Origin of the sequence: Streptomyces sp. SYP-A7185, from assembly GCF_046103685.1 — a bacterium.
Taxonomy (GTDB): Bacteria; Actinomycetota; Actinomycetes; order Streptomycetales; family Streptomycetaceae; genus Streptomyces.
The window spans coordinates 9,203,275-9,228,583 of record NZ_CP122310.1; the positions used below are offsets into that span (position 1 = coordinate 9,203,275).

The window sequence follows — 25,309 nt, forward strand, 5'->3', positions numbered from 1 at the left end:
CCGCACCGGAGGTCCGCCGTGCCCGCGTTCCGCCCCACCCTCGTACCCGCCCCCACCCATCTGTCGCACCGCCTGGGCCACTTCACGCTCGACTCCGCCACCACCCTGCGTGTCACACCGGGCGCCGAACCCGCCGCCGCCCTGCTGCGCACGCTTCTCGCGCCGGCCACCGCACTCCCGCTCCACCCCGCCCCCGACGGGCCGTTCGTCCTCGCCCTCGACCCGGGCCTCAGCGGGCTCGGCGCGGAGGGCTATGGCCTGACGGTCTCGCCCGACGCCGTCCTGCTGCGCGCCGCGCACCTCACCGGCCTGCTGCGCGGCCTGCAGACGATCCGGCAACTGCTGCCCGCCGCGGCCCTGGCCGACCGCCCCCGGCCGGGCGTGCCCTGGCGCCTTCCCTGCGTCGAGATCACCGACGTACCGCGGCAGGCTTGGCGGGGCTTCATGCTCGACGTGGCACGCCACTTCCAGCCCGTGTCGTTCCTGCGCCGCTACGTCGACCTGCTCGCCCTGCACAAACTGAACGTGCTGCACCTGCACCTCACCGACGACCAGGGCTGGCGCCTGCCGGTCGCCGACTATCCGCTCCTGACCGAGGTGGGCGGACGGCGCGCCCAGTCGATGGTGGGCCCCGCGGGATCCCACGCCTTCGACGGCATCCCGCACGCGGGGGCCTACACCGACCGCGAGCTGCGCGACCTGGTCGCCTACGCCACCGCCCGCGGCGTCACGATCGTGCCCGAAGTGGAGATGCCCGGCCACACCCGCGCGGCCCTGGCCGCCTACCCCGCCCTCGGCAACGACCCCGGCCGCCGGCTCGACGTCTGGACCCGCTGGGGCGTGTGCGACACGGTCCTCGGCGTCCACGAACCCGTCCTCGACTTCTGCCGCACCGTCCTGGACACCGTCCTGGACATCTTCCCCTCGCGGCACGTGCACGTCGGCGGCGACGAATGCCCCACCACCGAGTGGGCCACCAGCCTGGCCGCCCGCGACCGGATCCGGGCCGAAGGGCTCTCGGGGCCCGGCGAGTTGCGCGGATGGTTCCTGGGCCGGATCGGCGCCCACCTCCTGGAGCGCGGCCGCATCCCCACCGCCTGGGCCGAGACGGGGGAGAGCCTGCCCTCCACGTTCACCGTCATGACCTGGCGCGATCCCGAGCACACCCGCATCGCCCTCAAGCGGGGCCACACCGTGGTCAGCAGCCACCACCGGGCCGCCTACTTCGACTACGCCCAGTCCGCCTCCCCGGCCGAGCCCCCGGCCCAGCCCGGCGCCGTGGTCGACCTGCGCACCGTCCACGACCACGACCACGACCCGCCCGGCGACCCCACGTCGGGCGGCGAACTGCTGGGCGTACAAGCCCAGCTGTGGACCGAGTTCGCCCCCACCGCGGGCCACGTCGACTACCTGGTCTTCCCCCGGCTCGCCGCGCTCGCCGACCGCGCCTGGCACGGCGCCTCGCCCTGGCCGCCGGCCCGCGCCCGCCTGGTCGCGCACGGCGACCGGCTCGCCGCGCTGGGCGTGCGGCACGGACCGTTCGACCCGTACGTCCCCGTCCCCGACCGTCTCGGAGAGGAATCGACATGAGTCCTGCACGCAAGCCCGCCCGCCGTCCGCTCACCAGATCGGCACGCTGCGCGCTGGTCGTCCTGATGGGCTGCACCGGCCTCGCCGCGCTGCCCGCCACCCAGGCCGGCGCCGCCGCGAGCGCCGTCTCGGTGCAGTACCACACCGGATCCACCGGCAGCGACCAGGCCGAACCCTGGCTGAAGGTGAAGAACACCGGCACGTCCGCCGTCGCCCTGAGCGGCGTGAAGCTGCGCTACTACTTCAAGGCCGACTCCGCGAGCGCCGGCTACCGCTTCGCCTGTTCATGGGCGGTGAAGGGCTGCGCCAACATCACCGGGACCTTCGGCACCCTCGCCCACCCGACCGCCACCGCCGACCGCTATCTGGAGATCGGCTTCACCTCGGGCGCCGGGTCCCTCGCCGCCGGAGCCGACAGCGGCGACCTCCAGCTGCGCTTCCACCGCTCGGACTGGCAGTCGCTGAACCAGGCCGACGACTACTCCTTCGGCGCCGCCCAGTCCTCCTACGCGAACTGGACGAAGGTCACCGCCCAGGTGGACGGGGCAAAGGTCTGGGGCACGGCCCCCGAGGGCAACGACCCCACGGATCCCACCGACCCGACCGATCCCACCGACCCGCCCGGATCCGGCGCGACCCTCTTCGACGACTTCAACTACACCAAGCACGACGACCCGGCCATCTCCGCGCACGGCTGGAACGTACGCTCCAACTCCGGTGGCCCCGGGGTGCCGGGCGCCACCTGGGCGCCGCAGAACGTGACGTTCTCGGCCTCCGGCGGCAACTCCGTGATGAACCTGGAGACGTCGACGGCGGGCACGGGCGAGAGCACCAAGCAGACCGAAGTGCTCACCAAGGCCACGAAGTTCAAGAACGGCACGTACGCGGCGCGCGTGAAGTTCAGCGACGCCCCCAAGAGCGGCCCCGACGGGGACCACCTGGTGCAGACGTTCTTCACCATCAACGACCTCAAGGCGCCGATGGCGGACGACTACGCCGAATACGACTTCGAGTACCTGCCCAACGGCGGCTGGGGCGAGCCCTCGAACATCCTCTACACGACGTCCTGGGAGACCTACAACCCCGACCCCTGGCAGGCGGTCAACCAGCACACCGAAAGCCGCCAGAGCTACGCGGGCTGGCACGACCTGGTCGTCACGATCGACAACAGCTCCATCAAGTACTACGTGGACGGGCAGCCGTTCGGCACGCACGACGCCGCGTATCTGCCGGAGCGGCCCATGTCGATCAACTTCAACCAGTGGCTGATCGACCTCGCGGGACAGACGAGCACCGCCCCGCGCGCCTACGACCAGCAGGTCGACTACGTCCTGCACGTCAAGGACCAGGTCCTCACCCCCGCGCAGGTGGCCGCCAAGATCACCGCCTACCGCAGCGCGGGCACCGCTTTCGAGGACACGGTGCCCTCCGCGTGAGCTGACACGAGCCCCCTGGACGTCAGGTGCCCGCACACTCGCCCGGTGTGCGGGCACCCGCACGGTCAGGGCGCCGGCGCGGGCCCGCGGGCGGTCCGGCAAGGCGCGGCGCACGCATCCTGAAACTCCGGAGGGTCGGATGGCCGCGTCGGGAACAGGTGGCCCGGTCGGCACGGTTGCACCGACCGAGGACCCGAGCCGCACGGGTGGGCGACGGCGACCGCAAGGCCGACCGTCCGCCCGCCGGGAGCCGGGCCCCGGGGCGTGGCATGCCTGCCGCACACTCGGACCACGACTTGTTTTCCGCAGGAGGATGTTTCATGACTGACCGGCCCTTGACGCTCATGGCTGTGCACGCCCACCCCGACGACGAGGCCACCGGGACCGGAGGGGTGCTTGCGCAGTATGCGGCGGAAGGCATCCGCACGGTTCTGGTGACCTGTACCGACGGCGGCTGCGGGGACGGACCGGGGGGTACGAAGCCGGGCGACCCCGGGCACGATCCGGTGGCCGTCGCCGCGATGCGCCGCAAGGAACTCGAGGCGAGCTGCGAGGTCCTGAAGATCAGCGATCTGGAGATGCTGGACTACGCGGACTCCGGGATGATGGGCTGGCCGAGCAACGACGCCCCCGCTTCCTTTTGGCAGACCCCCGTGGAGGAAGGCGCCGCCCGGCTCGCCGAACTCATGCGCCACTACCGGCCCGACGTGGTCGTCACGTACGACGAGAACGGCTTCTACGGCCATCCCGACCACATCCAGGCCCACCGCATCACGATGGCGGCACTGGAGATGATCTCGCTGACGCCCAAGGTGTACTGGACGACGATGCCCCGCTCGGCGATGCAGCTGTTCGGGGAGACCATGCGCGAGCTGGGGGACCTGCCCGAGCCGGACCCCGCCGAGGCCGCCGCGATGGCCGAGATCGGCCTCCCCGACGACGAGATCAGCACGTGGGTGGACACCACCGCGTTCAGCGGCCAGAAGTTCGACGCGCTGGCCGCGCACGCCAGCCAGGGCGAGAACATCTTCTTCCTCAAGATGGGCAAGGAGAAGTTCGGCGAGCTGATGGGCACGGAGACCTTCGTCCGCGTCAAGGACGCCACCGGAGCGCCCCTTCCCGAGAGTGACCTCTTCGCCGGCCTGCGCTGATCCGTCCGTCCGGCCGGCCGGGACCCGTGAGATCGCGGTGAGAGCCCCCACGGGGCGATCGAGCGGGTTCCGCCGCCGGGCCAGGTCCGAGGCTTGGCGGCGTGAGGTCGTGGTACTCCGCCTGGGAACAGGGGTGTCTCCCGAGGCGAGAAGAGAGTGGTCACGGCATGGCGGCTGGTGGGGTGGGGGCTCAGGAGTGGCCGGATCGGTTCCTGCGCGTGCGGCAGTGGTGGGGCAGGGCCCTCGACTACCCGGGTTCCGAGCGAGACGCCCTGCTGCTGGTCTTCAAGGGCACGCTGGCGGCCTCGCTGTCCTGGGTGGTCTCCTTCTACCTGCTGGACGCGCAGTCCCCGGCGTTCGCACCGTTCTCCGCAGTCATGATCATGTACGTGACGGTCCACGAGTCCGTCACGCACTCCCTGCGCTACGTCGGCGCCGTCACGGCGGGAGTGGCGGTGCAGGCCGTGCTCGGTTTCCTCGCCGGGCCGGATCTGCTGACCTTCGTGCTGGTCGCGGTGGGCTCGCACGGCCTCCAGGTGGCCACCGCGGCGTTCTTCGCGTTCTCCACCTACTCCAGCGCCACCGACGACCTGACCCGCATCACGCAGCTGGGACAGATCGTGCTGCTGGTGCTCATCGGCTGCGTCATCGGCACCGCCGTCAACATCACCGTTGCTCCGCCGCTGCGCTACCGCAGCGCCGAGTACAGCGTCCGCATCCTCGCCCGCGCCCTCCGTGACCTGACCGCGGACATGCACCCCGTTCTGCGGGAAGGCGCGCCGGAGGGGGACACCGTCACCCGGTGGCGCGAGCGCGCCGCCCGGACGGACCAGCTGGTCGGCCAGGCCAGGGCCGGCTTGAGCACCGCCAAGGAGAGCGTCCACTACAACCCGCGCCGACTGCTGAGGCGGCATCGCGGCCACCTCTGCTTCCAGGGGTATGACACGGTGCTGAACGCGCTGGAGCGCACGTTGTACCAACTGGCCTCCCTGGCCCGGAGCCTGGACCACTGGGAGCAAGAGGAAAACGATTATTGCTACCGGCACTTCTTGGACCGCTACGCCGCGTTCCTCGAGGCCATCTCCGAGATGGCCGACGCGCTGAGCGCCCTGGACGAGACGCAACTGGCGCAGCAGACGGAACGATTGGCCGAACTGACCCGGGAGGCACAAGCCCGGCGTGAAGAAGTGGCCGAGGAAGCCGAGGCCCAGCTGCTGCCGCTGGCCGACCCCACGCGCCCCTACGGTGTCCTGGTCGTCGAGGCCACCCGCCTGATGGAAGAGGTCCAGCACACCAGCGACACCCTCAACAGCTGGGTGCGGGCCTGAGCGGCCGTACCGATCCGCGGAAGGGCCGGGCGAGCGTGCGACCGGTCATCGTGGCGCGCTCCGCCCCGTGTATCGCGGGCGTATCGAAAAGCCCATACGTCCCCGGAACACGCCGCCGTCTTCCATGGGGGCATCAAGCGCCGCGCAGCATCGGCGGCGCCGTCGATCGGACAGGGGACGCGATCATGAGCCTGGATTCCTTACGGGATGTCGCACGCCGCAGACTGCTGCGATGGGGTGCGCTGGCCGCCGTCGGCGGGACGGCGGCCGCCGGCGCCCGTCCGGCTGCCGCTCGCCCCGGCCGAGCCGGCCCGGCGGGGGCGGATGACCGCGCGATTCCGCCGGCCGCCCGGCCCGGCGGGGCCTACGACCGGTATGTGGCGCAACTGGCCGCGCAGGACAAGTTCTCCGGCGTGGTGCTGCTGTCGCACCGGGGCCGCACCGTGCTGTCGCGCAGCTACGGCATGGCCGACAAGGAGAAGGGGATCCGCAACCACGAAAACGTCGCCTTCAACCTCTCGTCGGCGGGCAAGCCGTTCGGTGCGGTGGCCATCTTGCAGCTGGCGCAGCAGGGCAAGGTGCGGCTTTCGGACACGGTGGGCACCTACCTGACGGGCTTCGCCGAGGAGATCGCCCAGAAGATCACCATTCACCATCTGCTGTCGGGCACTTCCGGACTGAACACCCCTCCGGAGGACCTGCAACGCGTCTTCCACAGCCGGGACGAGGTGCAGGCGGACTACGAGCGCTGGGCCCGCCGGTCGCAGCCGGTGGCCCCGCCCGGCACACCCACCGATCATGCCGGTGCCGAGGTGGCCATTCCCGCACTGATCGTGCAGGCGGTGACGGGCATGACGTACTGGGACTACGTCGAGCAGCATGTCTTCAAGCGCTGCGGCATGACCGGCACGGCGTTCTACACCCGGCCGCAGTGGCTCTCCGACCGGCACATCGCGCACTCGTACATGCGCCAGGCCGACGGCAGCCGGGTGGACGCCGTCCGCAACCTGGACAAGGGCAGTCCGGATCCGCACCAACTGGGCAAGAACCCGGGCCGCAGCTTCATCGATCCCCCGGGGGACGGCGGCTTCGCCACCGCGCCGGACCTGGTGCGGTTCGCGCAGGGGCTGGGCGACGGCACGGTGCTGGACGCGCCCTACGCCGGGCTGCTCACCGGCCCCAAGCTTCCGCTTGCCCCGCAGGGCGGTGGACTGGCCCGTCGGCCCACTTCCGCCGACGCGTCGTTCAGCGCGTACATGATGCCGATCAGCCTGCTCGACGGCCAGTGGATCAACGGGCGGGCCGGCGTCAACCCCGGCAGCGTCGCCAGCTGGAACATCTACCCGGACTCCGGCTGGGTCGGTGTCGTGCTCGGCAACTACGACGACGTGCCGTTCCAGGAGATCATCCAGCGGGAGATACAGGCCGTCATCGGCTGACGCCGGCGCGCCGTGCCCGTACCGCGGCGACCGCGCCCAGCGCGGCGCCGACGGCCAGCACGATCAGTCCCCGTACCCACACGTCCCGTTCGATCTGCGTCGCGAGCAGGACACAGGAGGCGGCGCCCAGTACCGGTACGGCGGTCGGTGCCCGGAAGTGGTCGTGCGAGACGGAGTCACGGCGCAGGACGAGCAGCGAGACGTTGACGAGGAAGAACACCACCAGCAGGAGCAGCACCAGGGTGGAGGCGAGGGTCTCCACCTCGCCGGTGAGCGCCAGGAGCAGCGAGAGCGCGGTCGTCGCGGCGATCGCCGCCCAGGGGGTGCGCCGGCCGGGCAGCACCTTGGTGAGGAAGGACGGCAAGAGACCGTCCTGCGCCATGCCGTAGGCCAGGCGTGAGGACATGATGCCGGTGAGCAGGGCGCCGTTCGCCACGGCCACCAGGGCGATCGCGCTGAAGAACTCCGTGGGTACCCCGCCGGCCACCCGTACGACTTCGAGCAGCGGCCCGCTCGACTCGGCCAGCTTCCCGGTGGGTACGGCAGCCGCCGCGGCGGCGCCGACCAGCGCGTACACGGCGCCCGCGGTGAGCAGGGCGCCGAAGAGCGCGCGCGGGTAGGCGCGGCGGGGGTCGCGGGTCTCCTCGGCCACGTTGACGGACGTCTCGAATCCGACGAAGGAGTAGTAGGCGAGCACCGCGCCGCTGAACAGCGCCGCCGCGGGACCCTTGGTGTCGGTGCCCAGGTCCGTCAGCCTGCCCAGGTCTCCGTCACCGCGCAGCACGATCCAGCAGCCAAGACCGATCACCAGCAGCAGGCCGCCGACCTCGATGACGGTGGCCACCACATTGGCCCGCGTCGATTCGCTGATGCCGCGCGCGTTCAGCAGGGCCAGGGCGGCCAGGAAGACGATCAGTACGAGCACGATGGGGAGGGTGACGAACTCGGCCAGGTAGTCGCCGCCGAATCCCCGGGCCAAGGCGGCCACCGAGACGATGCCGGCGGCCAGCATGCAGAAGCCGGCCAGGAACCCGGTGAAGGGCCCGAACGCCAGGGTCGCGTAGTGGGAGGACCCGCCGGCGCGTGGATACTTGGTGACCAGCTCCGCGTAGGAGGCTGCGGTCAGCAGGGCCAGGCACAGGGCGGCGACCAGCGGAGCCCACACCGCCCCGCCGGAGTCGGCCGCGACCTGCCCGACCAGGACGTACACGCCCGCTCCCAGGACGTCTCCGAGGATGAAGAAGTACAGCAACGGCGTCGTCAGCGCCTTCTTGAGCGACGTCGAGGACGGGGACGACGGGGCGGGGGACGTCTGGGAGGGGTCCGTGGGAGTTTTCACGTGCCACCGTGTACCCGCTGCACCACATCACACCACTTCACAGTCCATGCGTCCCTCGGATGCCGGGAACCTCTCGTGTCCCACGGGGGCGACCGTTCTCCGGCCGGGCAGACCGCCCGGTGGTTGGCTAGCGTCGAGAGGGGTACGCGGGATCCGTCCACCCGGCTGGTGCGAAGGAGCGGAGCGGTTATGAGCGTGATCGAAGGATCGGTCGACGTGGACGTCCCGGTCAGAGCCGCCTACAACCAGTGGACCCAGTTCGAGAGTTTCCCCCAGTTCATGGACGGGGTGGAGCGGGTCGACAAACCCCAGGCCACCTTGTCGCACTGGGTGACTTGCTTCGGCGGCGTATCGCGTGAATTCGACGCGAAGGTGGTCGAGCAGCGCCCCGACGAGCAGGTCAGCTGGCGCAGTCTGGACGAGCCCCACCACACGGGCTCCGTGCTGTTCGAACCCTTGCACGACACTGCCTGCCGGGTGACCTATCGCGTCGAGTTCACCCCGCAGGGCCTGGTCGAACGGGCCGGGGACGCACTCGGCGTGGTGCGGCGGCAGGTGCACGCCAGTCTGCGGGCCTTCAAGGAGTACATCGAAGGCCAGGGCAAGGAGACCGGCGAGTGGCGCGGCGTCATCAGTGACGGTCATGTGCAGCCGAACGACAGGCAAGATCCCCGGCCGGTCCCGCACTGGCCCACGGGCTGAACACCCCCCCCGGTCCGCTCGCGAGGCCCGGCACCGCCACGGTGGCCGTCCCGGGCAGCGGGCCGCGAACACGACACATCGGCCGTCGTTCACTCGTCCGGGCGCACCGGCCACGCGAGACGGCGGTACTGAGCGAAAGGCGGACGCGTGCGAGAGTCATCGACCGGAGACCCGGGCGGCGAACAGGCGAAGATCACGCCGCCGAAGACCTGGGCCGCCGGTGTGCCGGCGGTCGCCCACGCGGTCCAGTACTCCCTGGCCGAGACGTCACCCCGGCGTACGGCCCTGAACCTGCTGGAGCTGAACCAGGTCAAGGGATTCGACTGCCCCGGCTGCGCCTGGCCGGACCCCGAGCCGGGCAACCGGCACGCCAACGAGTACTGCGAGAACGGTGCCAAGCACACCAACGACGAGGCCACCACGCGGCGCATCACGCCCGAGTTCTTCGCGCGCCACTCCGTCACCGAGCTGGCACAGGCCTCGGACCGCTGGCTGAACCAGCAGGGCCGCCTGACCCACCCGATGGTGAAGCGGCCGGGCTCCGACCACTACGAGCCGATCAACTGGCACGACGCCCTCGGGCTGCTTGCCGAGGAACTGCGCGGCCTCGACAGCCCCGACGAGGCGGTCTTCTACACCTCGGGCCGGGCCGGCAACGAGCCCGCGTTCGTCCTTCAGCTCTTCGCCCGCGCCCTGGGCACCAACAATCTGCCGGACTGCTCCAACATGTGCCACGAGTCCAGCGGCACCGCCCTGCACGAGACCCTGGGCATCGGCAAGGGCGACGTGAGCCTGACGGACATCCACCACGCCGACCTCATCCTCACCCTCGGCCAGAACCCGGGCAGCAACCATCCCCGCATGCTCTCCGCGCTGGAGGAGACCAAGCGCAGGGGCGGCAAGATCGTCGCGGTCAATCCGCTGCCCGAAGCGGGGCTGATGCGTTTCAAGAACCCGCAGAAGCCGAGCGGGGTCATCGGCCGCGGCACCAACATCGCCGACCAGTTCCTCCAGATCCGCCTGGGCGGCGACCTCGCCCTGTTCCAGGCCCTGAACCTCCTGCTGCTCGAAGCCGAGGAAGCCGCGCCCGGGACCGTACTGAACCGCTCGTTCATCGACGCCCACACCAGCGGATTCGACAAGTTCGCCGACGGTCTGCGCCGTAGCGTCTCCTGGCCGGACGTGCTGGCCGCCACCGGACTGAAGCGCTCGCAGATCGAAGAGCTGCGCGACCGGGTCCTGGCCAGCGAACGCGTCGTCGTGTGCTGGGCGATGGGCCTCACACAGCAGAAGCACGCGGTGCCCACCATCCGCGAAGTGGTGAACTTCCTTCTGCTGCGCGGCAACATCGGCAGGCCCGGTACCGGTGTCTGCCCGGTGCGCGGACACAGCAACGTGCAGGGCGACCGCACCATGGGCATCTGGGAACAGATGCCGCAAGACTTCCTGGACGCACTGGGCCGCGAGTTCTCCTTCACCCCGCCCGCCGAGCACGGCCTGGACACCGTCAACGCGATCCGGGCCATGTCCGAGGGCCGCGTCAAGGTCTTCGTGGGGCTCGCGGGCAACTTCGTACGGGCCACTCCCGACAGCGACTTCACCGCAAAGGCGATGCGCCGCTGCCGGCTCACGGCCCACATCTCCACCAAGCTCAACCGCTCCCACGCGGTGTGCGGGGACACCGCGCTGATCCTGCCGACGCTGGGCCGCACCGAGCGGGACCGCCAGAGCGGCGGCGAGCAGTTCATCACCGTCGAGGACTCCATGAGCCAGGTGCACGCCTCGGCAGGGCGCCGGGAACCGGCGTCCAAGCACCTGCTGAGCGAGGTGGCGATCCTCAGCAGGCTCGCCCGCCGCACGCTGGGGGAGAAGGTGCCGGCCCCCTGGGAGGAGTTCGAGGCGGACTACGGGCACATCCGGGAGCGGATCTCCCGCGTCGTGCCGGGCTTCCACAACTTCAACGCCCGGGTGACCAAACCGGGCGGCTTCGGCCTGCCGAACCCGGTCAACGACGGTGTCTTCCCCACGCCCAGCGGCAAGGCGCTGTTCACCGTCAACGAATTCGAGATGCTCAGCGCCCCGCCAGGGCACCTGCTGCTCCAGACGTTGCGCTCGCACGACCAGTGGAACACCATCCCCTACACCACCAACGACCGCTACCGCGGCATCCACGGCTCACGCCGCATCGTCATGGTCAACCCGGCGGACCTGCGCGCCCTGGGCCTGAAGGACGGCGCGCGCGTCGACGTGGTGGGCGTGTGGCGGGACGGCACCGAGCGCCGGGCGAAGGACTTCCGGCTGGTGTCGTACTCCACCCCGCAGGGATGTGCCGCCGCGTACTACCCGGAGACCAACGTCCTGGTGCCGCTGGACAGCGTGGCCGACGAGAGCAACACCCCGACGTCCAAGGGCATCTTGGTGCGCCTGGAGCCGCGGCAGGATGCTTCGGCCGAAGAGGCGGAGCCGCTCGCCGCTGCGGGGGAGGACACCCGGTAGGGCGGAGGCGCGGCGGGCGGGGCGTCGGCTCTCCAACCCGGCCTGACCTCCGATGTCGGTGCGGCGCTCGCCGCGAGCGCCGCACCCTGGCACGGATCCCTAACCGGGCTCCCCGCCGGGCGCGTCTTTGTGCGCGAGGCGTTGGGCCTGCCCTTCGTGGATGTAACTCACCCATTCCCAGCCGGGTTTGGCCGACGGGCCGAGGCGCGGATCGTCGGGATCCCGTGCGTCGCGCAGGGCGTGCATGTAGGCGCGGTCCTGGTGGATCCTCGCGCGCACCTGATCGGCTCTGGCGACCGAGCCGTGACCGGGGACGAGGACGTCGACTTCGTCCGCCACGGCCTCGAGCAGCCGCAGCCCGACGAGGTAGTCGGCCACCGGGTCAGCGGTGTCGTCGAGCATCGGTATCAACACGTCGGAGAGCATGTCGCCGGCGACGAGCACCTTCTGTTCTTCGATCAACAGCGCCGCATGGCCCGGCGCATGCGCGGGATGCTCGATGATCCGAACCGTCGGGCCGTCCCACGGAATGTGCGCGGTCCCAGCAGGCAGACCCGTCACGAGGCCGAACAGGTCCAGCGGTACTTCCTCGGCGATTTCCGGCGGCAGTCCCTCGGAGACGGATTTCTTCCAGTCCGCGGTCGCCAGCAGATCGTGCAGGAAAGCCGCGCAGCGGGCTGTCCCGTAACGAGGCGCCTCACCGAGCTCGGCATGCCACAGCACGTGGTCCCAATCAGGATGCGTCGAGAACCCTGCGACAACATGCCGACCCACCTGACGAAGGTCGCCCGCAAGGCAGATCATCTCGTCGCCCGTTATCCCCGCGTCCACGAGCAGCACGCCGCCGCTGCCGTGCACGACAACGGTATTGTTCTGGAGCAACTCGCTCTGGTGGACCAGCACACCCTCCGCGACCTGCGTCAGCATGGGGCGCTCCTCCTGCTTGTGGTCTGCTGCGACAACCTGCCGGCGAGTCTGGCGCACAGCACTCTCCACGGCAATGGCGAACTGCTCCATCAAGGCCCCTCCGGGCCGTGAGCTCCGCTCTTTTGCGCAGGGAGGTGGATTCGCTCGCGCTCGGGAGTGTGCTGCTTCCCTACCCGCTGGTGATGCTGCTGGCCGCGGCACTGGCCTGACCCGAAGGCGAGGCCTGTGGGGCGGTCGCTCCTAGGCGAAGGCGCAGGTCACGCGCCGATATGTGGACGCGTTGGGGGCTTGGTCATGGCAGGCTCCCTCTGTGCCGATCGTTGACGTGTCTCCCGAGGTGTCCATCTGCTGTCAGGAATTCGGTGATCCAAAGGATCCGCCCGTCCTCCTGGTGATGGGTTTCGGGGCGCAGATGCTCGCCTGGCACGAGGACTTCTGCCGGGCGCTCGCTGATCGTGGCCGCCATGTCATCCGGTACGACAACCGTGACTGCGGGCTGTCCACCACGTTTGACGATTTCCCCGTCGACATGGGCGAGTTCATCGCGGCCGTGAGCGCGGGTGACATTCCCACGGCCCTCGCGATGGTTCCCTACCGGCTTCTCGACATGGCCGGTGACGGCTTGGGTCTGCTCACCGCGCTCGGGATCGAGCGCGCCCACGTGGTCGGCGCCTCGATGGGCGGGATGATCGCTCAGACGATGGCCATCTCCTCTCCCGAGCGGGTACGGACGTTGACGTCGATGATGTCGTCGACCGGCGAGAGCCAGTACGGCCGGCCCAGCCCGGAGGCTCAGGCGGTGCTGTTCACTCCGAAGCCCGCCGCCGCGACGGATATGTCGCGGCGGCGGAGAAGGAGCTGGTGTGGGCCTCACGGAGATACGGTGACACCGCGCTGTTGCGAGAGCTGGCCGCCGCCAGCCATGACCGCGCCTACTACCCCGCCGGGGCCGGACGGCACCTGGGTGCGATGATCCTCAGCGGTTCACGGGCCGACGCACTGCGCGAACTGCGCGTGCCGACCCTGGTGATCCACGGACTGGACGACACGCTGATCGACCCCAGTGGCGGAAGGCGCACCGCGGACCTGGTGCCCGGCGCCGAGCTCATGCTGCTCCCCGAGGGCCACGACCGCCCACGCGAACTCTGGCCCACGCTCATCGATGCCTTGGTGGCCCACACCACCTGAGCAGGTCTGACCTCCGCATCGTCGGCCTGCCCGCTGCTCGGCGTCCCGTGCGGCGGTGGCGAGTGTCTGCTCCCGTGTCGGCGCCGCCTCGGTCCCGTCACGTCGGTCGGTCCCAGGCCAGGGGCTGTGCCAGAGCCGGACGGTGAGGAGAGTGATGGCGCCGCGGACGGGGTGGGCGTGTGCGGCGAACTTCCGGCCGCCCGCGCCCACCCGGTCCGCGATGCCTTGCCGCCCCCTCTCACGTCGTGGCGGCGGCCGCTCGGGTGGCGTCAGCGGGCAGGCTTGCCGAACCAGCGGGACAGGGCCTCGTCCAACTCCCGCTGGTCGTCGCCGATCCAGACGACATAGCCGTCGGGGCGCAGCAGGACGCACGGAGCGTCCACTGCCGCCGTGGGGTCCGCGAGGTGATCGACCCGGTCTGACCAGGCGCCGACGGTCAGGCGTTCGGTGCGGTCCAACAGCAGACCGCGGCCGTGGCGCAGCAGATCGTAGAGCCGGCCGTGTTTCACGTCGAGGTCGGGCAGGCGCCGCCCGAGCAGGTGAGGGCCTTCGCCGAAGTCATAGCGGATACCGGTCGCGGCGATCTTCTCGATGAGATGGCGGTTCACCTCGTCGAAGTCCATCAACTCGGTGAGCAGCCGCCGTAGGGCCTGCGGACCAGGTTCGGTGGAATGCAGCTCCACCTGCGCACGGGTGTTGTCCAGCACGTCCTCGGCGACCGGGCGGCGCTCGGCCTCGTAGGTGTCCAGCAGCGTCCGAGGGGCCCAGCCGCGCACGTGTGCGGCCAGTTTCCAGCCGAGGTTGAAGGCGTCCTGCACCCCCAGGTTGAGGCCCTGCCCGCCGGCCGGCGGATGGATGTGCGCCGCATCACCGGCCAGCAGCACCCGCCCGACCCGATAGCGCTCGGCCAGCCGGGTCGCGTCCCCGAAGCGGGACAGCCACCGCGGGGAGTGCACGCCGAAGTCGGTGCCGGCGACGGTGCGCAACTGCTGTTTGAAATCCTCGAGGGTGGGGGGTTCCGCGCGATCGCTGACCCCCGCGGCGGGTACGACGACGCTGTAGAACCCTTCACCGAAGGGCCTGAGCCCAAATCGCCGGTCGGCCGCGCTGATGTCGGCCGCCTTCGCGGCGACCTCCTCCTGCGGCGCACCCACCTTCATCTCGCCCATCAGCGTCTCGCTCCGCGAGGGCTCACCGGGGAAATCGACGCCGAGCAGTTTGCGCACCGTACTGTGCGCGCCGTCGCAGCCCACGAGATAGCGCGCACGCACCTGTGCGCCGTCGGCCAGTGCGACGCTCACCCCCTCGCCGTCCTGATCGACGCCGGCCACCGCACCACCGCGTCGTACCTGTGCTCCCAGATGGGCAGCATGTTCTTCGAGCAGGCGAACGATGACCGGCTGTGGAATGCCCAGCAGGTAGGCGTGGGCGGAGTCCAGCCCCTGCGGCACGGGTTTGTCGATGGCGGCGAAGAACCCGCCGGCGGGGCGTCGGCGTCCGTGTGCGCGCATAGGGTCCAGCAGCCCGCGCATGGCCATCAGTTCGAGCGTTCGCATGTGCAGGCCGACGATGCGGACGAAGGACACGGGCTCGGTTTCCTTCTCCAGCGCGAGTACCCGTACGCCGTGCAGCCGCAGTTCGGCGGCCAGTACCAGACCGGTCGGCCCGCACCCGGCAATGATGACGTCCCACGGGAGGGTGGCGCTGTCGGCGCCGGCGGTGGGTGACGCGAGGGTGGCGGCGTCGCTGACGGTCCGGTCGCGTCCGGCCGCGTCCTTCGACGGCGGCTCGGCGGTGAACTGTGCAGAGTCCATAGGTGTTGCCTTTCGGGAGTGCCTTGGTGTGGAGGCGCTCCCGGCGACACCTATGTCAGTGGCCGGCCGTGACGGACAAGAGGGAGCACCCACGTCGATACTGCGTTCATGGGTCTCACCTCCTCGGGCGGTGTCACGGTCCACCGCAAGCTACAAGCACGGGCATTTCTTCGTCCAACCCTTTTCCGGCGTCCGGCCCCTCTCCGGCGTCCGCCCCGCCCACTTGGGCGTCGAGCCCTTCCCCGGCCGGGAGACCACGTCGGTCGGCGGGCGGGCGCTCGCCGACGCGGGGCGGTTGCGCCGATGAGTTCCGCGTCGCCGGACGGTCCACCCCATGACACGACCGTTCTCGACAGGAGTGCCATGTCCACCATCCAGCCAGTGATCTTGACTGCCGACCAGGACGTCCTGCTCGGCTTCTATACGAAACTGTTCGGCGCCGAGGAGGTCTTCCGAGTACCGGAGGAAGGCGCGGCCTTCTACCGCGGTCTGCGCATCGGCGACACCGACCTCGGGCTGGTGACCCAGGCGGACCTGGACGCCGGGGCGGCGCCACGGATCTTGCTCAGCGTCGAGGTCGACGACGTCGACGAGACGCTCGGCTGGGTGGTGGCACTGGGCGGCTCGGTCAGCGGCGGCCCCACGGACATGGCGTGGGGGCAGCGCGTCGCGCACATCAAGGACCCCGACGGCAACCCGGTCAACCTCACGCAGCCGATCCCGGCGCGGTGACGCCCTCCGGGTCCTGATCGGCCCCGGACGTGCCGACCCGTGCGACGCCGACCCATACGATGCGGCAGACCGCCTCCGCTCCAGCCCGGCGGATCACAGGGCGGTTCCTCAGGGTTCTTCGGGGGGCCGCCAACCGTGCCAAATTGCTGTGAATGTAATGGCATTCCGGGGGTAGGCGGGTGAAATACTTCTGGGCGCTTCGGCTGTGAGGCGGATATATGGACCTGGCTGGGCAGAGCGCTGACCAGCGCCTTCTGATGGGGCGTTCCGCTTCGGTTTCCGTCATGTGCGAGGGCAGTGAGGGAATTCCCGGCGCCCGTGTCGCCGCACGGAACTTCCTGGCGTCGTTGCAGGCCGTGCATGGGCTGCCGACGTCGACGAGGGCGATGGACATGGTGCAGCTCGTGGTGAGTGAGCTGGTGACCAACGCCCACAAGTACGCTCCCGGACCGTGCCTGCTGACCCTTGAGGCTGACGAGGGAGCGGTCGAGGTGACGGTGTGGGACAGCAGTACGACGCTGCCCACGGTCCCCGCCGCGGACCCGAGCCGGATCGGTCAGCACGGCTTGGAGATCGTGATGGCGGCGTGTCGCAGCTTCGCAGTGACCCGTGAGCCCGTCGGCAAGCGCATCAGGGCCGCAGTCGTCCTGGCCGACGACCCGGGCGGGGCCGCGGCGGGCCGCCAGTCGATGTGATCACTCGCCCCCGGGGCCGGTCGGCGCGAAGAATTGCCGCAGTTGTTCGTTGAGCAGCTGCGGCGTGGTGAGCGGCATCGAGTGGTGGGTGGCTCCCGGGACGATCGCCACTTCACCCTGCGGGAGCATGCGCCCGGCTCGGTCGGCGACGTGGTGGGCGCGGTGGGCGTGGCTGTGCTCGGCGAGCAGGACCAGAGCGGATACGCCGAGCTCGGCCATCCGCGGGCGGCTCCCGGCGATGAGCTTGCGGCCGGGAACGGCGCTCGCCAGAGCGTAGAGGCGCTGCCAGGTCTCGTCCGGGAGGGTGCCTGCCGTTTCCCAGGCGAGGAAGGCGCGGGCACGGGCCTCGTTCGGGCGGACGAGCGTGGGCAGGGCTCGCAGCAGATAGCTGAGGCGGAAGCCGGCGAAAACCTGGGTGGGATCGATGAGGGCGAGCCGGTCGACCCGCTGTGGAGCATGCAAGGCATACCGGGCGGCCAGCCAGGCGCCGTAGGAGTGGCCGCACAGGTGCGTGCGGGTCAGTCCCAGCCCGTCCAGCAGGGCCTGGAGCCAGTCGATCAGGTCCTGGGCGTTCTTCAGCGGCAGGCCGGAGCGTTCGGTGCGGCCGGCGTCGCCCAGCAGGTCCACCGCGTAGATCCGGTGCTGTTCGCCGAGGGCCGGGGCGTTGGCGTACCAGACCAGGCCGGTGGCAGAACCGCCCGGCAGCAGCACCAGGGGGCTGCCGTCGGCCGGGCCGTACACGTGGACCCGGGTGCGTCCGTACGGGGTGGCGACGTCGCGCTCCTCGGTGGAATGCGGCCAGCGCGCGCGGAGCTCGTCGTAGACGAGATCGAAAGCGGAACGGGACACTTCTGGTTCCTCTCGTTCAGCGATACTCTCGTTCAGCGAGATATTACGCGCGTGTCCCGGGAGTGTGTATGGACGACCGAAACCCGACGATGGGCCTGGTGCACCTGCTGCGCGCGGTGACCGTCGAATTCGACCTGCTGGGCGCCGAGTTCGCCGCCCGCCACGGCCTGCACCCCACCGATGTGCGCGCCCTGATCCACCTCTTGGACGGGGAACGGGACGGCACGCCCGCCACGCCCGGTTGGCTCGGCCGGCAACTGCGCCTGAACTCCGCCGGCACCACCGCGCTGGTGGACCGGATGGAACGGCTCGGCCTCGTGCGCCGCAGCAGGGACACCGCTGATCGGCGACGCGTGCTGCTGGAGGTCGAGGAGAAGGCCAGGGAACTCGGCTGGGCCTTCTTCGGGCCGGTCATCGGCGACGTGGTGGCGGCCGCCGAAGGCATCGACGAGAGCGAACGGGAGGCGGTGCGACGCTTCCTGACCTCGGTACTGCACTCCACCCAGCAGGCGCGAGCGGTCTGATCGAACGTGACTCGCGGTCGGGACGGTGGTGGTGGCGACGGCGCCGGACACGGCTTCGAGGCTGATGCCGACGGTGGCGACGACGGCGATGGCGGTAGTGCGAAGGGTGCGGGCGGTACGCATTGCGGGCGGTACGCATGAGGAAAGGGGCCGGGAGTCGATCTGTCACGGCATGGACTTTTCGAGCGGCCTCCCGGAGGCTGTTCCCGTGGACTCGCCGCTGACCACCTATCTGCTGCCTGCCGTCCTCGCCGTGATCATGTTCGGACTCGGGCTCGGCCTGACGGTCGCCGACTTCCGCCGGATCGCCGCGTACCCCCGGCCCGTGGCCGTCGCGCTCGTCTGTCAGCTGGTGCTCTTGCCCGCAGCCTGCCTGGGCCTGGTGCTGGCCTTCGACCTGAGCCCCGCGCTGGCCGTCGGCATGATGCTGCTCGCGGCCTCGCCCGGCGGCACGATGGCCAACATCTTCAGCCATCTCTTCGGCGGCGACGTAGCCCTCAACATCACGCTGACCGCCATCAATTCGGTGATCGCCGTCGTCACGCTGCCGATCATCGTGAATCTCTCCCTCGACCACTTCATGACCGGCACGGACGAGGCGCTGGGCCTGCGCTTCGACAAGACGCTTCAGGTCTTCCTCATCGTGCTGGTACCGGTCGCGGCAGGGATGTGGGTCCGCCACCGCCGTCCGGACTTCGCCGAGCGCTCCACGCGGATGGTCAAGATCACGGCGGTCGCCGCGCTCGTCGGCATCATCATCGCCGCACTCGCCGCCGAGCGGAAGAACGTGCTCGGCTATCTCGCCGACGTCGGCCTCGTCACCTTCCTCTTCGGCGCGATCTCCCTCACGGTCGGCTACGGGGCGACCCGCCTGGCCCGCGGCGACCACCGTCAGTCAGTGGCGACCTGCTTCGAGATCGGCATGCACAACACCACGCTGTCCATGGCGATCGCCCTCAGCCCCTCGCTGCTGGACAGCACCCGAATGGCCATCCCTTCGGCGGTGTACGCGGTGAACATGTTCGCCATGGCCCTGGCCGCGGGCTTCCTGCTGCGCCGCATCGCCCCGCCCCAAACCGCCGCAGTCGCCGCGGGAGCATCCGCGGAGCCCCTGCCCGCCGGCGGGACCCCGAGCAAGCGCGCAGTCCCGCGGTGGCCACGGAAGCGACCCGCGGTCGGCAGGGAAAAGCTGTGACATCAGCGAGCTGACCCAAGAGAGGATCGTCGCGGCGTGCGGTACGGACCGCACGACGGACGTCGTCGGGAGTATGAGGCATGGGTGTTGACGTGAAGCTGATGCGAGTGACGCGGCGGGGGACGAGTCCCAAGAACCGTCGGCTGACCCAGGTGGATTCCGTACAGGACTGGGCTGACCTGTTCTCCGGGCTCTGTGCGGCAAGCGCTCTGCCGATGCTCAACCGAGTGGACCCGTATCGCTCGCAGATCCTTACGTCGGCGGAGATGCCGCAGTTCATCTCTGAGGTCGACGCCACCCGCGATCTGGTGCACAACCAGCAGGTGCGGGACATCTTGCAGAGCATCCGCCAACTGGCCGAGCGCTGCGCGGAGTCTTCGGACCTGGAGCTGCACCTCCAAGGCGACTGAGGCGTTCCGCGCGACGGGCGCGGAGTCCGTCCGTCACAGGACGGGGCGGGCACCCCCGGCCGACGATCAGATGGTCCGCACGCCACGACTCGATCGCCTTGGCACTGCCGGTGCTGTCGGCGCTCCCGTGACCGGTCGCCGCGCCTGCCTGGCGTGTTGCGCGAAGGGCGGGGATGCTGGCTCGCCGGAGGTGCTGGAGATGAAGAAGGTTGTGTTGACGCTGGCGGCCCGTGATCTGCTACGGGCGGACCTGGCGTCGTGCGGGTGGGCAGGGTCCGACCTCCACCTGGCCAACGTCGCCGCCCAGCTGGAACGTGCCCGGAGCGGCGAGGTCGACTACCTGGCGATCTGCCCGGCCGCGGACATCCCCGTGGCCAAGGGGGGCGTCGACTACCAGGTCAAGGAGGGCGTCGGCACGCTGTGGCAGCTGGCCGTCCACCCCGCACTGCGGTCCTGCGGGATCGGCACGTTCCTCGTCGAAGCCGCAGAGCTGCGCATCAAGAACCGCGGCCTGCCGCAGGCCGAGCTCGGGGTGGAGGAGAGCAATCCCCGGGCACGCGCGCTCTACGAACGGCTGGGTTATGTCGCGTACGACCGTCAGCCTGACTCATGGGACGAGCGTGCCCCCGACGGGTCGGTGCGCCGCTACGAGACGATGTGCACGTTGATGAGGAAGGAACTCAGGTAGCTGGGGGCGGTGGGCCGACCCAGTACCTCGCGGGGTCTGAGCACGGGCCCGTCGCCCCGGGTCAGGCGCTGCTACCCGTGAACCTGTACCTCGCCCAGGAACCAGCCGCCCACCTTGCGCAGACTGATACGGAACAGCCCGCCCCGCTCGGGAAACGCGGCCCCGGAACCGACCACCTTGCCCCCGTTGAGATGGAGATAGCTGCCGTCCCGCTCGGGTTGTTCCTTCTCCCAGGCGAAATCGGCGGAGAAGGAGCTCGCACGGCTTCCCGAGCTGTCGAGCTGTTCGGCGATGTGCTCGGCCCAGACCGCGTGCGGCACCACCTGACCGGTGATGGTGGTGCCATCCACGACCAAAGTGATGGGCAGGGAGAGGTCTTCCCGCTCCACCCGGTCGGTCAGCCTCTTCAGCAGGGGATCCACTTCGTTCATACCGAGACAGTAAGCCACCCCTCTGTTTGAGGCCGACGGGACTGCGTATGCATGAGCGGCCAAGAGCGGGGCACTCGGAGGAAGCACAACAGGGTCCAGCCACCGCGGATCACGCGGTGAGCCAGAACCTTCCTGGCCTGGGTTACGCAGAGCGTGCCGCGAACCTGACGAGGCGAGGACCTGCACGCACCGAAGAGACTTGAGGATAGGAACCCAAATGATTGTTCTCGGCGCCATTCTGCTCATCATCGGCCTGCTGGCCGGTATTTCGCTGCTGACGACCATCGGCGGGGTGCTCGTCCTGGTCGGCGCGATTCTGTGGGTGCTCGGCACGACCGGGCGCAAGGTCGGCGGGCGCAAGCACTATTTCTGATGGGGTGCGGCATCCGGTGGGGCGTGACGGATTCGGGTTGCGCGCCCGGCCAGGCTGTGGGCACCGGACGGTGACACAGCAGTCCGTGAGGCCGACCGCCGAGAAGCCCACGGCGGCGCGGCGACCGTGACCGGCGGTACGCGGCCTCACCACGACGCGGGACATGGCTGTGAGGCAGCACTCCGACACCATCGGCCTGCACGAGGAGTACGTACTCCTCGTGCAGGTCGATGGGCGTGTCTGGGGCACGTATCGCATCCCGGCCAAGTCGAGATCGCCGCGTTGAGGGCCGGGATCAGGTGCGCGCCAGCCCCGTTCGGTCGTTTCGCAGCGGGCTGGAGGTCAGACCTGCCAGCCCCACGCCCACGAGCATGACAGCGCAGGTGACAACGACGACGGATGCGCCTTCGAGGTCGACCAGGGCGCCGAGCACGTTGTTCATCAGCAACAGGGCCAGGCTCTGCACGAGTACGAGCAGCGCCTGGATGCGCGACAGGTGAGTGTCGGGCGATGACGCGAGGACCAGCGGCGCGATGTGCGCGGAGAAGGTCCCGTTGCCGACACCGATGACCAGGCCGGCCGCGACGGCAGCGAGCGCATTGGGGGAGACCCCGAGCATGAGGACGCCCCCACCCGCCACGACCAGGGCGCTCGCCGCCAGCAGACCGGGTCGCCCCAGCGGCCCGCGCCTCACGACCACCAGGGTGACCGCCACCATGCCCGCGCCCTGCGCTCCGAACACCAGCCCGGCGGTTCCCGCACCCCATTCCTCCTCACGCGCGAGCAGGGGGACCAGCAGGGTCAGCACGGGCAGCAGCAAGCCGGCGGCTGCCCCGGTGAGCCACAGCCCCGGGCGCAGCACCGGATGGGCGAAGGCCACCTTCACCCCGCTCACGGCTTCCCTGAGAAGGCCGTCGGAACTTGGGGTCGGCGGCACGTCGTGCTGCGGTCGGACGACGATCAGGACAACGAGGGTGCAGGCGAAGGTGACCGCGTTGACGACTGCGGCGCCCGCGAACCCCGCCAGGCCGACGAGTACACCGGCCAGCGGAGCGCCTCCCATGTTGATCATCTGGCCGCCGACCTGGCGCAGCGACAGCGCACGGGGCAGCTGGGACGTGGGCACCAGTCGACGGGGCATGGACCCCGACGCCGGAAGGTAGAACGCGTCGACGACACCGACCGCGACGCCCGTGGCGACGAGCAGCAAGGGCGGAGCGCCCAGGGAGTAGGCGGCGGCCGCGAGAACGAGCGAGAAGACCAGCATCGCCGCGTCGCCGGTGATCAGTACGCGGCGTGCGCTGACGCGGTCGCTGACCGCGCCTCCGACGAGGAGCAGCAGCACGCGCGGCAGCGTGATCGCGCTCAGCGTCAGGCCGGCGATGCTCCCGCCGTATGCGCTGGCCGCCCAGCCGAGAGCGAAGTAGAAGATCGCGTTGCCGACGAGCGAGACCAGGATGCCGGCGAGCCACAGCAGGTAGGCCCGAGGCAGCCCATCCGGCGCGTGCTCCTCGCCGTCCGCTTGCGGGCCCGGGGCGCCGCCGGCCCGCGAAGCCGGCTCGGCAGCCTCATCACCGGCCGGCACGGGACATCTCCGGTTCGATCCAACTGATGGCGGTGATCATTGCGGTGACACTGCCACACGGCACTGACATCGAACTCTGCCGTCGATGTGCCGCCCGCCCGAGACGCGGGCCCCGGTCCCCGCGCGCACGGAAGTCCCCGCGTGCACGGAGCCCGAACCAGTCGGCGGTCCCCTCCCACGACGGCGCGGGAACGAGGAACACCCACCGGATCAGGCCCCGTGACATGTTCGTTCGGACTTTCGCTCAGGTGGCCGTTCAACCGCTATGGCAGCGGACGGGCTTGAGCCGGCGGCTCTCCCCGGCCGCTTGGTCGCGCGGCCATCCCGCAGTTTCTAGCCGCAGGGGATGACGTAGCGGACGGGGTTCCAGTCGGCGTGGGCGTCGGAGCTGTAGGCCCGCGGTGTCTTGTAGACCAGGGTGCCGCTGGGGCTGTACATCCGGGCCCGGCGGCTCTCCTGGTTGCGGGTCTGGTCGTTGACCCAGGAGCCGCCGCTGCCCCAGGTGGACACGTAGTACTTCGTGTTGCACTGGCGCATCTTGATGATGGTGCCCTGGAAGTTGTCGCGCTGGTAGGCGCAGAAGTTCCCGGACACGCCCGGCACGCCCAGGCACGGGTCGGCGGCGAGGCGCGTGCCGTTTCCGGCGGCGAAGTCGCGCGGGCGGTCCTCGCCCGGCAGGGCGATCAGCACCTCGCCCTTGCCCTTGAGGTCGACCTTGTTGAGCGCGACCTGGGTCCCGCCCGTCTTCTTCACGTAGCGGTCCACGTCCGCCTGCAACGCCGTGGTCTGCGCACTGGTCAGGTGCGCGGACCGGGCCTGCTGGGCGAAGCGTGACGCCGTCGGCGCCTCCGATCCTGCCTGGGCGGTGCCCACGCCCGTGACGAGCATGAGCACTCCGCCTGCCGCCGCGATGGCGACGCGACCCTTCGTGACTGCCATGTCTTCCCCCTGTTTCTTCGCGGTTCTCCGCTGGTGGCACCGCCCTTCGCGGCGCCCTCAGAAGGTCCCATCGGAGGACGGCAACTTCGTCCACCCTGGAGTTGAGTCGGGGTAAACCTTCGCGGTAAGCGCTCTGGATGAGGCTGCTTTCGGCCAGTGGTGCTCCCGCGAACCACAGTCATGCGGTGGACGGTCCCGTGTCTGACAACGCCTCAGCCCTTCGCCAGCTCTCCGAGCAGGGCCCAGGTCCGTCGCCGGTCCTCCTCACCGCCCAGGTCCGTCGCCGTGAACACCACCTCCGTCGCCCCGGCGTCCCGATACCGGCGTACCTCGGCCGCGACCGTCTCCTCGTCGCCGATGGCGGCCAGGTCGACGGCCCGGGTGGCGCCGGAGAGGCCGATGACCCGCTGGTAGGAGGGGAACTGTTCGTAGAACGCGAGGGAGTCGGTCGCGGTCTCCCGTACCGTGTCGGCGTCGGAGGTGACGACGCCGGGCACGAAGGCCACGATCCTGGGTGCGGGGCGGCCCGCCGCCTCGGCCGCGGCGGTGACGGCCGGGACGATGTGCTCGGCGAGTGCGCGGGGACCGGCCAGCAACGGCAGGATGCCGTCGGCGAGTTCACCCGAGACGCGCAGCGCCTGCGGCCCCATGGCGGCCACCAGGAGCGGTACCGGTGGTTCGGCACCGGGGACCTTCGCCGGCAAGGGAGTGGCGGCGGTGAGCAGCTCGCCGTGGAAGTCCGCGCTGCCCGTCTCCAGCAGTGGCCGCAGGGCGGTGAGGAACTCGCGCAGCCGGCCGATGGGACGCTCGTGGGGGATGCCGAAGCCCGCTTCGGTCAGCAGTTTCGTGCCGAGCGCGAGGCCGAGGTGGTAGCGGCCGCCGGTCGCTGCCTGAGCCGTCTGGGCCTGGCTGGAGACAGGAAGAGGGTGCCGGCCGAAGATCGGGATCGCCGAGGTGCCGACGTGCAGTCCCGGCACCTCGCGGCCGACGATGGCGGCGAGTGTGGGGGAGTCGTACGCGAAGGTCTGGCCGAACCACACCGAGCGCAGTCCGGCCTCGTGGGCCTCGCGCGAGAGCTGCACCGTGGTGTCGATTCGGTCCTGGAGTGAAAGAGCTACGCCGATGGTCATAACCACGGCAACCGCCCCTCGCGGGCCCGTCATTCCGGCTCGTGTATGACAAGCTTGTGGCGGCCGTGTAACAGCTGTCGCTGTTGTTTCGCTCTCGGCCCGGAGGTCTGGGCGTCGCTCCCGCCGACACCGGAAGCGTCAACGCGCTGGGCTGGGCGGCGTTGTTGGAGGCAGCCGCCCCCGGAGGCCGGGCGGGCCCGGCCATCGCCCCGGACCCATCGCCGTCCCCCTCGTCGTCGACCCGCCCCTCGATAGGTGGTCCAGGGAGCGGGACACCACTTGGTGAAGCGCCGGGGCTGCGGTAGAAATGGGCCCCATGATTCACGAACTGCTGGTGCGACGCCTGGT

25 protein-coding genes are annotated in these 25,309 nt (G+C 70.2%); 17 read left to right on the plus strand and 8 right to left on the minus strand.

Translation table 11 applies throughout. From position 1 onward, the window contains the following. Nucleotides 1-18: 18 nt before the first annotated feature. From QBL25_RS40580 to QBL25_RS40600, 5 genes are all read left to right on the plus strand, one after another. Nucleotides 19-1,590, plus strand: a complete 1,572-nt coding sequence (locus QBL25_RS40580; protein ID WP_409061979.1) for a beta-N-acetylhexosaminidase — start codon at nt 19-21, stop codon at nt 1,588-1,590. Further along, on the plus strand, nt 1,587-3,026 hold the full coding sequence (locus QBL25_RS40585; protein ID WP_409061980.1) for a cellulose binding domain-containing protein: 1,440 nt from the start codon (nt 1,587-1,589) through the stop codon (nt 3,024-3,026). The genes QBL25_RS40580 and QBL25_RS40585 overlap by 4 nt, the downstream gene beginning before the upstream one ends. Before the next feature lie 320 nt (nt 3,027-3,346). Then, on the plus strand, nt 3,347-4,177 hold the full coding sequence (locus QBL25_RS40590; protein ID WP_409061981.1) for a PIG-L family deacetylase: 831 nt from the start codon (nt 3,347-3,349) through the stop codon (nt 4,175-4,177). Nucleotides 4,178-4,344: 167 nt separating this feature from the next. Continuing rightward, nucleotides 4,345-5,505 carry an FUSC family protein gene (locus tag QBL25_RS40595; RefSeq protein WP_409061982.1) on the plus strand — a complete coding sequence of 387 codons (1,161 nt, stop codon included), beginning with the start codon at nt 4,345-4,347 and terminating at the stop codon, nt 5,503-5,505. Nucleotides 5,506-5,690: 185 nt separating this feature from the next. Then, the gene (locus QBL25_RS40600) at nt 5,691-6,944 is read left to right on the plus strand and encodes a serine hydrolase domain-containing protein (protein ID WP_409061983.1); all 1,254 of its coding nucleotides are present in this window, start codon (nt 5,691-5,693) and stop codon (nt 6,942-6,944) included. On the opposite strand, the gene QBL25_RS40605 is transcribed toward QBL25_RS40600, so the two are convergent. After that, nucleotides 6,934-8,208, minus strand: coding sequence for an APC family permease (locus QBL25_RS40605; RefSeq protein WP_409062952.1), 1,275 nt, complete (start codon nt 8,206-8,208; stop codon nt 6,934-6,936). The genes QBL25_RS40600 and QBL25_RS40605 overlap by 11 nt on opposite strands. 264 nt (nt 8,209-8,472) lie before the next feature. Here QBL25_RS40605 and QBL25_RS40610 point away from each other — a divergent pair, with 264 nt between their 5' ends. Beyond that, the gene (locus QBL25_RS40610) at nt 8,473-8,985 is read left to right on the plus strand and encodes an SRPBCC family protein (RefSeq protein WP_409061984.1); all 513 of its coding nucleotides are present in this window, start codon (nt 8,473-8,475) and stop codon (nt 8,983-8,985) included. Between the two features lie 147 nt (nt 8,986-9,132). Then, entirely contained in the window at nt 9,133-11,481 is a 2,349-nt protein-coding gene (locus QBL25_RS40615; protein ID WP_409061985.1) for an FdhF/YdeP family oxidoreductase, read from the plus strand. Nucleotides 11,482-11,580: 99 nt separating this feature from the next. On the opposite strand, the gene QBL25_RS40620 is transcribed toward QBL25_RS40615, so the two are convergent. Beyond that, complete coding sequence (locus QBL25_RS40620; RefSeq protein WP_409061986.1) at nt 11,581-12,498, minus strand: MBL fold metallo-hydrolase; 918 nt, start codon at nt 12,496-12,498, stop codon at nt 11,581-11,583. Nucleotides 12,499-12,718: 220 nt separating this feature from the next. Between QBL25_RS40620 and QBL25_RS40625 the strand changes: the two genes are divergently transcribed. Next, nucleotides 12,719-13,381, plus strand: a complete 663-nt coding sequence (locus QBL25_RS40625; protein WP_409061987.1) for an alpha/beta fold hydrolase — start codon at nt 12,719-12,721, stop codon at nt 13,379-13,381. Further along, the gene (locus QBL25_RS40630) at nt 13,378-13,596 is read left to right on the plus strand and encodes an alpha/beta fold hydrolase (RefSeq protein ID WP_409061988.1); all 219 of its coding nucleotides are present in this window, start codon (nt 13,378-13,380) and stop codon (nt 13,594-13,596) included. Before QBL25_RS40625 ends, QBL25_RS40630 begins: the two co-directional genes overlap by 4 nt. A 269-nt stretch (nt 13,597-13,865) precedes the next feature. Here the strand turns inward: QBL25_RS40630 and QBL25_RS40635 are convergent, their stop codons facing one another. Continuing rightward, nucleotides 13,866-15,410, minus strand: a complete 1,545-nt coding sequence (locus QBL25_RS40635; protein WP_409061989.1) for an FAD-dependent monooxygenase — start codon at nt 15,408-15,410, stop codon at nt 13,866-13,868. A 363-nt stretch (nt 15,411-15,773) separates the two neighbouring features. Here QBL25_RS40635 and QBL25_RS40640 point away from each other — a divergent pair, with 363 nt between their 5' ends. Continuing rightward, nucleotides 15,774-16,142, plus strand: coding sequence for a VOC family protein (locus tag QBL25_RS40640; protein WP_409061990.1), 369 nt, complete (start codon nt 15,774-15,776; stop codon nt 16,140-16,142). Between the two features lie 284 nt (nt 16,143-16,426). Further along, nucleotides 16,427-16,837: an ATP-binding protein gene (locus QBL25_RS40645; RefSeq protein WP_409061991.1), complete on the plus strand. Its 411-nt coding sequence runs from the start codon at nt 16,427-16,429 to the stop codon at nt 16,835-16,837. On the opposite strand, the gene QBL25_RS40650 is transcribed toward QBL25_RS40645, so the two are convergent. Continuing rightward, complete coding sequence (locus QBL25_RS40650) at nt 16,838-17,686, minus strand: alpha/beta fold hydrolase (RefSeq protein ID WP_409061992.1); 849 nt, start codon at nt 17,684-17,686, stop codon at nt 16,838-16,840. A gap of 68 nt (nt 17,687-17,754) precedes the next feature. Here QBL25_RS40650 and QBL25_RS40655 point away from each other — a divergent pair, with 68 nt between their 5' ends. The 4 genes from QBL25_RS40655 to QBL25_RS40670 all read left to right on the plus strand — a co-directional run bounded on the left by QBL25_RS40655 (nt 17,755) and on the right by QBL25_RS40670 (nt 20,503). Then, the gene (locus QBL25_RS40655) at nt 17,755-18,210 is read left to right on the plus strand and encodes a MarR family winged helix-turn-helix transcriptional regulator (protein ID WP_409061993.1); all 456 of its coding nucleotides are present in this window, start codon (nt 17,755-17,757) and stop codon (nt 18,208-18,210) included. Nucleotides 18,211-18,418: 208 nt separating this feature from the next. Next, nucleotides 18,419-19,405: a bile acid:sodium symporter family protein gene (locus QBL25_RS40660; protein ID WP_409061994.1), complete on the plus strand. Its 987-nt coding sequence runs from the start codon at nt 18,419-18,421 to the stop codon at nt 19,403-19,405. Nucleotides 19,406-19,485: 80 nt separating this feature from the next. After that, nucleotides 19,486-19,815, plus strand: a complete 330-nt coding sequence (locus QBL25_RS40665) for a hypothetical protein (RefSeq protein WP_409061995.1) — start codon at nt 19,486-19,488, stop codon at nt 19,813-19,815. 199 nt (nt 19,816-20,014) lie between these two features. Further along, entirely contained in the window at nt 20,015-20,503 is a 489-nt protein-coding gene (locus QBL25_RS40670; RefSeq protein ID WP_409061996.1) for a GNAT family N-acetyltransferase, read from the plus strand. Nucleotides 20,504-20,574: 71 nt separating this feature from the next. Here QBL25_RS40670 and QBL25_RS40675 read toward each other — a convergent pair whose 3' ends face one another. Then, nucleotides 20,575-20,934 carry a hypothetical protein gene (locus QBL25_RS40675; RefSeq protein WP_409061997.1) on the minus strand — a complete coding sequence of 120 codons (360 nt, stop codon included), beginning with the start codon at nt 20,932-20,934 and terminating at the stop codon, nt 20,575-20,577. Between the two features lie 217 nt (nt 20,935-21,151). Here QBL25_RS40675 and QBL25_RS40680 point away from each other — a divergent pair, with 217 nt between their 5' ends. Both QBL25_RS40680 and QBL25_RS40685 read left to right on the plus strand, forming a co-directional pair. After that, complete coding sequence (locus QBL25_RS40680; RefSeq protein WP_409061998.1) at nt 21,152-21,307, plus strand: hypothetical protein; 156 nt, start codon at nt 21,152-21,154, stop codon at nt 21,305-21,307. Nucleotides 21,308-21,470: 163 nt separating this feature from the next. Further along, nucleotides 21,471-21,593 (plus strand): hypothetical protein, encoded by a 123-nt coding sequence (locus tag QBL25_RS40685; RefSeq protein WP_409061999.1) that lies wholly within the window; start codon nt 21,471-21,473, stop codon nt 21,591-21,593. Between the two features lie 9 nt (nt 21,594-21,602). Here QBL25_RS40685 and QBL25_RS40690 read toward each other — a convergent pair whose 3' ends face one another. The 3 genes from QBL25_RS40690 to QBL25_RS40700 form a co-directional block, all read right to left on the minus strand. Continuing rightward, the gene (locus QBL25_RS40690) at nt 21,603-22,892 is read right to left on the minus strand and encodes an MFS transporter (RefSeq protein WP_409062000.1); all 1,290 of its coding nucleotides are present in this window, start codon (nt 22,890-22,892) and stop codon (nt 21,603-21,605) included. Between the two features lie 333 nt (nt 22,893-23,225). Further along, nucleotides 23,226-23,831: a hypothetical protein gene (locus QBL25_RS40695; protein ID WP_409062001.1), complete on the minus strand. Its 606-nt coding sequence runs from the start codon at nt 23,829-23,831 to the stop codon at nt 23,226-23,228. Nucleotides 23,832-24,043: 212 nt separating this feature from the next. Then, nucleotides 24,044-24,961: an LLM class F420-dependent oxidoreductase gene (locus tag QBL25_RS40700; protein ID WP_409062002.1), complete on the minus strand. Its 918-nt coding sequence runs from the start codon at nt 24,959-24,961 to the stop codon at nt 24,044-24,046. Nucleotides 24,962-25,309: the final 348 nt, after the last annotated feature.

Coding starts and splice junctions, on each gene's coding strand:
- QBL25_RS40620 (WP_409061986.1), bottom strand. CDS start 12,498: ATGGAGCAGTTCGCCATTGCCGTGGAGAGTGCTGTGCGCCAGACTCGC.
- QBL25_RS40675 (WP_409061997.1), bottom strand. CDS start 20,934: ATGAACGAAGTGGATCCCCTGCTGAAGAGGCTGACCGACCGGGTGGAG.
- QBL25_RS40635 (WP_409061989.1), bottom strand. CDS start 15,410: ATGGACTCTGCACAGTTCACCGCCGAGCCGCCGTCGAAGGACGCGGCC.
- QBL25_RS40655 (WP_409061993.1), top strand. CDS start 17,755: ATGGACGACCGAAACCCGACGATGGGCCTGGTGCACCTGCTGCGCGCG.
- QBL25_RS40680 (WP_409061998.1), top strand. CDS start 21,152: ATGATTGTTCTCGGCGCCATTCTGCTCATCATCGGCCTGCTGGCCGGT.
- QBL25_RS40585 (WP_409061980.1), top strand. CDS start 1,587: ATGAGTCCTGCACGCAAGCCCGCCCGCCGTCCGCTCACCAGATCGGCA.
- QBL25_RS40610 (WP_409061984.1), top strand. CDS start 8,473: ATGAGCGTGATCGAAGGATCGGTCGACGTGGACGTCCCGGTCAGAGCC.
- QBL25_RS40630 (WP_409061988.1), top strand. CDS start 13,378: ATGATCCTCAGCGGTTCACGGGCCGACGCACTGCGCGAACTGCGCGTG.
- QBL25_RS40600 (WP_409061983.1), top strand. CDS start 5,691: ATGAGCCTGGATTCCTTACGGGATGTCGCACGCCGCAGACTGCTGCGA.
- QBL25_RS40685 (WP_409061999.1), top strand. CDS start 21,471: ATGGCTGTGAGGCAGCACTCCGACACCATCGGCCTGCACGAGGAGTAC.
- QBL25_RS40665 (WP_409061995.1), top strand. CDS start 19,486: ATGGGTGTTGACGTGAAGCTGATGCGAGTGACGCGGCGGGGGACGAGT.
- QBL25_RS40640 (WP_409061990.1), top strand. CDS start 15,774: ATGTCCACCATCCAGCCAGTGATCTTGACTGCCGACCAGGACGTCCTG.
- QBL25_RS40695 (WP_409062001.1), bottom strand. CDS start 23,831: ATGGCAGTCACGAAGGGTCGCGTCGCCATCGCGGCGGCAGGCGGAGTG.
- QBL25_RS40595 (WP_409061982.1), top strand. CDS start 4,345: ATGGCGGCTGGTGGGGTGGGGGCTCAGGAGTGGCCGGATCGGTTCCTG.
- QBL25_RS40670 (WP_409061996.1), top strand. CDS start 20,015: ATGAAGAAGGTTGTGTTGACGCTGGCGGCCCGTGATCTGCTACGGGCG.
- QBL25_RS40645 (WP_409061991.1), top strand. CDS start 16,427: ATGTGCGAGGGCAGTGAGGGAATTCCCGGCGCCCGTGTCGCCGCACGG.
- QBL25_RS40700 (WP_409062002.1), bottom strand. CDS start 24,961: ATGACCATCGGCGTAGCTCTTTCACTCCAGGACCGAATCGACACCACG.
- QBL25_RS40590 (WP_409061981.1), top strand. CDS start 3,347: ATGACTGACCGGCCCTTGACGCTCATGGCTGTGCACGCCCACCCCGAC.